This window comes from Nocardia sp. GTS18 (assembly GCF_013839555.1).
Taxonomy (GTDB): Bacteria; Actinomycetota; Actinomycetes; order Mycobacteriales; family Mycobacteriaceae; genus Nocardia; species Nocardia rosealba.
This window is the reverse complement of the sequence record NZ_JACBIU010000071.1, coordinates 1-533: the sequence shown is the minus strand read 5'-3', so window position 1 is coordinate 533 and position 533 is coordinate 1. Positions and strand designations below refer to the sequence as shown.

Annotated in this window: 2 rRNA genes; both read left to right on the top strand. The window is 54.2% G+C overall.

The features are described 5' to 3' along the window. A 16S ribosomal RNA gene (locus HYG95_RS24420) occupies positions 1 to 117 on the top strand; the annotation flags it as partial. A gap of 334 nt (positions 118 to 451) precedes the next feature. Beyond that, positions 452 to 533 (top strand): 23S ribosomal RNA (locus tag HYG95_RS24415); the annotation flags it as partial.

The window sequence follows — 533 nt, the reverse complement described above, 5'->3', positions numbered from 1 at the left end:
CCCGAAGCCGGTGGCCTAACCCCTTGTGGGAGGGAGCCGTCGAAGGTGGGATCGGCGATTGGGACGAAGTCGTAACAAGGTAGCCGTACCGGAAGGTGCGGCTGGATCACCTCCTTTCTAAGGAGCATCTCCAGTCGACTGTTCACAGAGGTGAATGTGTCGCTGGCAGAGCCGTTTTGGACTCACATGTAGTCCAGCGGAGCTCATGGGTGGAACGCTGACAACCTCATCGCATCAAGGTTGGAAATAATGTTTCCGACCTGCGGTGGTATACCGACACACTATTGGGTCCTGAAAGAACACGCGAAAGTGTTTTTTCAAGGCAAGAACAAACGATCCGATGAGATCTTCCTCGAAACCGCCGGCGGGTAATTCTGCTGAGTAGGTCTGGGTATGAGGTCACTTCGGGTGTGTTGTTTGAGAACTGCACAGTGGACGCGAGCATCTTTGTTAGTAAGTGTTTAAGAGCGTACGGTGGATGCCTTGGCACCAGGAGCCGATGAAGGACGTAGGAGGCTGCGATAAGCCTCGGG